This is a genomic window from Bradyrhizobium sp. UFLA05-112 (genome assembly GCF_053572325.1).
In genome coordinates this window covers 1-3589 of sequence record NZ_JBANBK010000183.1, presented here as the reverse complement: position 1 = coordinate 3589, position 3589 = coordinate 1, and the positions used below count along the sequence as shown (strand labels likewise).

Below are 3589 nucleotides of genomic sequence, written 5' to 3'. Positions count from 1 at the left end.
GTGCGTTTCTTTGAGCCGGACCGCCTTTGTGCCGGGCGGGCGATTGAAAGCCGCCTAAGCCTCTCCTGAATGGAGTGCGCTCAGACGCGCTGCGACTGCCACAACGCGCACATCAACATCCAGTTGGGATCGCAGATGGTGCAAGTCATTTGCCCGCGATGCGCAGCCGCCTCATCGTAAGCGCCAAGCTGAGCCGTTCAGGCTTTGAAGTGCCAGGGCATGAGAGCATCGATCTGAGAGATCGGCCAGCCCCGCGCGATCCGTTCGAGAGTTTGTGTGAGCCAGGCATGCGGATCGACATCGCTCATTTTCGCGGTCTGCAGAAGCGTGGCGATGGTCGCCCAGGTCCGGCCGCCGCCATGGCTGCGCGCAAAGAGCGCATTTTTTCTTGTGATGGTTTGCGGCCGGATTGCCTGCTCGACGGTGTTGGAGTCGATCTCGATACGGCCGTCGCTTAGAAAGCGCTCGAGGGCGGTGCGCCTGGATGTGGCATAGCGGATCGCCTCGGCGAGTTTGGATTTGCCCGACAGGCGCGGCAGCTCCTTGTCCCACAGATCGAAGAGCGCCGCGACGATCGCGGCGGACTTTTCCTGGCGCGCTTTCACCCGCATCTTAGGATTCTGGCCGCGGATGTCGGCCTCGATCTCCCACAGCCGCGCCATTGTCGTGACGGTCTGTGTCGCCAGGTGCGAGCTCTCGTTGACGTGCAATTCGTAGAACCGCCTCCTGACGTGGGCAAAGCAGGCCGCAAGCCGCACCCCATCATTGGCACCCGCCGATTTGGCGAGCCTGTTGTAGGCGGCATAGCCGTCGACCTGCAGAATGCCGGCAAAGCCCGCCAGATGCCGCTCGACGCATTCACCGCTGCGACAGTCCTCAAAGCGATAAGCGACCATCGGTGGACCGATGCCGCCAAATGGCCGATCGTCGCGCGCATAGGCCCACAGCCAGGCCTTTTGCGTCTTACCGGATCCGCGAGCGAGCGTTGGCAGGGTCGTCTCGTCGGCGAAGATCCGTTCACCCTGCTTGATCTTCTCCAGCACATAGTCGGCCAGCGGCCGCAATTCGAAGCCGACCTTGCCCATCCATTGCGCCATCAACGACCGGTCGAGATCGACGCCGTCACGCGCGTAAATCGCTTCCTGCCGGTACAGCGGCAGCCCGTCGGCATATTTGACCACCGCGATCTGGGCGAGAAGCGCTTCGGTCGGAAGACCACTCTCGATCAGATGCGGCGGCGCTGGCGCCTGAACCACGCCATCGCGGTTGCGATATGCGTATTTCGGGCGGCGCGTCACGATCACGCGGAACGTCGCCGGCGTCACGTCCAGGCGCCTCGAGACATCCTCGCCGATCAGGACCTTCTCCAACCCTTGGCAATCAGAGGGGGGCTCGACGATGATCTCCACCCGCTCCATATGCGCGCCGAACTCCTTGCGCGGCCGCGGCGCGCGTTTCGGCTTGCCTGCCTTGGCCAGTTCGGCTTCAATGGCCGCCACCCCGGTGGCGATCTCGTCAAATACGAAGGCGATCTGCTCATCGCTCGGCGTGTCGCCACGCAAGCGTTCCGAGCGCGTACCGTAAAGCGTGCGCTCCAACATCTTCACGATCGCCGTCAGCTCCACGATCCGCGCGTCGGCCGTCTGGTTGACCGCAGCAAGATCGGCGTTGACCGCAGTCAGTGCTGCAATCTCGGAGGCGATGCGGCTGTTCTCGGCCTCGATCGCCGCCCGCTCTTCAGCCAAGGCGAGGATCAGCGCATGGGCTTCGGCAAGGGTCGTCGGAAGCTCTGCAACGGGCGTCGTCATCGCCGCCATCCCAGCAGAGTCGCCGCCAATCTTCCAAGCCTTTCAGCGCCCTGATTCAATTCGCCGCAACTGGTCAGCCCACCGATTCCGGGCGCTTCACCGCCACCGGACGCACCTTGGTCCAGTCCAGCCCGTCGATCAGCGCGAGCAACTGCGCGTGATTCAGCCGCACCCGGGTCGGCGCAATCCTCGGCCAGCAGAACTTTGCTTCCTCAAGCGTCTTGGCAAACAGGCAGATCCCGCTGCCGTCCCACCAAACCGCCTTGATCCGCTCTTTTCGAACGGAACACGTACAGCGCGCCGCTGAATGGGTCGGCCCCACCATCTCGCACCAGCGCCATCAAGCCGGTCGCTCCCTTGCGGAAGTCGACCGGCGTGCTGGCCACGTAAACCTGAACGCCCGCCGGGATCATGCTTGCCGAACCGCCCGGATTACGGCAGCAAGCAGCTCAGGCTCCACATCGCCGCCGACACGGACCACAACATCGCCGATCACGATTTCCACCATGTCGCTTGTCACCGCATCAAACCGCGCAAACTTGACCGCCTCGCCGCGCGCCCCAGAAACCGGTGCGATCAGTCCCGAGGCCAGCACCTTGCGTCGCCACGCAAACAACTGTGGATCGAGCCCGTGAGACCGCGCGATCACCGACACGTTCGCCCCCGGCAAAAACGTTTCCTTGACGATCCGTTCCTTCGCCTCCCGCGACCAGGTGCGATAGCTTCGCCCCGGACTGACCGCAAGCCGCTCGGGTGTGGCCGTGATAACTTCGAAATTCCTGGTGTCAGAGGTATGTTCGCTCACATGAGCTCCTGGCAAATAAATCACCAGGAGATTCTCTGACAAGCGAACATCATCCGCTACGTGGGGGCGCCTACACGCTTACGCTTCATCGCGCGCATGACTGACATCGCATTCCAGGCATCACCGCCACGCGGCGGCGGAATGTTGCGGCTGGTCAGAGCAATTTCGCGATATGGCTTGCCCCGCATCGCCTCGAGGACAGGCTTTAGCTTGGCATCGCGCGGCCCTCGCGGCCGCGCCGTATGTCGCGATCAAGCTGCCGTATACGCTGCATTGAGGTGAGCGATGGCAAAATGGCTCGACCGACTGGAGACGCCGGCCGTCCTGCAGCGCGGCGTTGTAGAGCAGCCGCTGCCCCTCAAGGATCGCGTCGAGCGCGCGGTGTTGTGCGCGCGTCGGTCGAAGGCCGTATTGGAATGACAGGAACATCAGTCAAATATCGCGGCTCTCAGCTATAGTGCAAGGCGCGGCTTGCCGCGGCCGTCGGCGGCTCTGCCTCGGTCTTCGATCGCGTGCTCTCGATGCGCTAACGGGGGATTGATCCAGTAACCTGTCGCACCGCCGGCAGTGGGTGTGCGGGCAGAAGTGCGTGCAAAAAAACCCGCCACCCCCGGGAGCAGCCCGTGCGGGCATTCCCGATGGCGGGGGGCTTTATTGCATTTTACAGTTAGGAACCGAGGATTCCTTGGAAACCGAAGTTTCCTGCACTACCGATCCCGTTCAAAGCGTTAGCGTCGCCGCCGAGGCTGGTAGCCGCAGCGACCTGCACGGGAATGGTGTTCTGTACGGAGTTCTGTATGCTGATCGGTACGTTGACCAACCCGCCGCCGCCAGCCACCACCTCGAGGTCCATTTCCGTTAGTTCACAGATTTCAATCATGGCTTGCCTCCTTAGGAGAAAAAGCCCGCACACCCCTCGGGAGCAGCCCATGGAGAGTGCGGGCATTCCCGACTTAGCCGTGGCTCACAATCCCGA

At 62.7% G+C, this 3589-nt stretch carries 4 protein-coding genes and 1 pseudogene; 1 reads left to right on the top strand and 4 read right to left on the bottom strand.

Annotated features, from left to right (window positions below; genetic code table 11):
• Positions 1 to 197: 197 nt before the first annotated feature.
• The 3 genes and pseudogenes from tnpC to SO180_RS42110 form a co-directional block, all read right to left on the bottom strand.
• Entirely contained in the window at positions 198 to 1808 is a 1611-nt protein-coding gene (gene tnpC, locus SO180_RS42120; RefSeq protein WP_449384663.1) for an IS66 family transposase, read from the bottom strand.
• Positions 1809 to 1881: 73 nt separating this feature from the next.
• Positions 1882 to 2149 (bottom strand): annotated as a pseudogene (tnpB, locus tag SO180_RS42115) (IS66 family insertion sequence element accessory protein TnpB).
• Between the two features lie 68 nt (positions 2150 to 2217).
• Positions 2218 to 2613 (bottom strand): transposase, encoded by a 396-nt coding sequence (locus tag SO180_RS42110; RefSeq protein WP_449384662.1) that lies wholly within the window; start codon positions 2611 to 2613, stop codon positions 2218 to 2220.
• Positions 2614 to 2898: 285 nt separating this feature from the next.
• Here SO180_RS42110 and SO180_RS42105 point away from each other — a divergent pair, with 285 nt between their 5' ends.
• Positions 2899 to 3033: a hypothetical protein gene (locus tag SO180_RS42105; RefSeq protein WP_449384661.1), complete on the top strand. Its 135-nt coding sequence runs from the start codon at positions 2899 to 2901 to the stop codon at positions 3031 to 3033.
• Between the two features lie 247 nt (positions 3034 to 3280).
• Here SO180_RS42105 and SO180_RS42100 read toward each other — a convergent pair whose 3' ends face one another.
• Positions 3281 to 3493 carry a hypothetical protein gene (locus SO180_RS42100; RefSeq protein ID WP_449384660.1) on the bottom strand — a complete coding sequence of 71 codons (213 nt, stop codon included), beginning with the start codon at positions 3491 to 3493 and terminating at the stop codon, positions 3281 to 3283.
• Positions 3494 to 3589 lie beyond the last annotated feature (96 nt).